The organism is Streptomyces sp. bgisy159 (genome assembly GCF_965341775.1).
Classification (GTDB): Bacteria; Actinomycetota; Actinomycetes; order Streptomycetales; family Streptomycetaceae; genus Streptomyces.
The window spans coordinates 1-777 of sequence record NZ_CBDQZH010000131.1 but is presented as its reverse complement, the minus strand read 5'-3'; the positions used below and the strand labels follow the sequence as shown (position 1 = coordinate 777).

Sequence of the window (777 nt, the reverse complement as noted above, 5' to 3'; positions counted from 1 at the left end):
TGGTAGGACTCGGCGGTCTTGTCGTAGCGGGTTGCGATGCCGCGCCACTGCTTGAGGCGGTTGAAACACCGCTCCACCACGTTGCGGCGCTTGTAGAGCTGCTTGTCGAAGGCTGGCGGGCGTCCGCCCCGGCTGCCGCGCCGGAGCCGGTTGCGGACCTGGTCGGACCGCTCGGGGATGGTGTGGCTGATACCGCGCCGTCGCAGCCAGGTGCGGATGGCTTTGGAGCTGTAGCCCTTGTCGCCCAGGACGTGGGCGGGCCTGATGCGGGGCCGTCCTGGGCCGATGCGGGGCACTCGTATCGCGTCCATCACGGCGGTGAACTGCGTGCAGTCGTTGGTGTTCCCGCCCGTGACCACGAAGGCGAGCGGGCGGCCGAAGGCGTCGCAGGCAAGGTGGATTTTGCTGGTCAGGCCGCCCCGGGAGCGTCCGAGTGCCGGTGGGCAGAGCCCCCTTTTCGGGCCCCGGCGGCGTGCTGGTGGGCTCGCACGACGGTGGAGTCGACCGACACCAGCCAGTCGATGTCCCCGGCCGCGTCCGCCTTTGCCTGCGCGGCCCGCAGCATCCGCTCGAAGGTCCCGTCCAGGGCCCACCGGCGGAAGCGGGTGTGCAGCGTCTGCCACGGCCCGTACCGCTCGGGTACATCCCGCCAGGCGGTGCCGGTGCGGAACTTCCACACGATCCCGTTGAGGACCCTTCGGTCGTCCAACCGCCTCCGGCCCCGCAAGGGCACAGGCAGCAGTGGCCGGACGAACTCCCACTCGGCATCGGACAGTT

The 777-nt window shown here is 70.5% G+C and carries 1 pseudogene; it reads right to left on the bottom strand.

What is annotated here, in order from left to right:
* Positions 1 to 733, bottom strand: a pseudogene (locus ACSLTV_RS36135) (IS5 family transposase); the annotation flags it as partial.
* Positions 734 to 777: the final 44 nt, after the last annotated feature.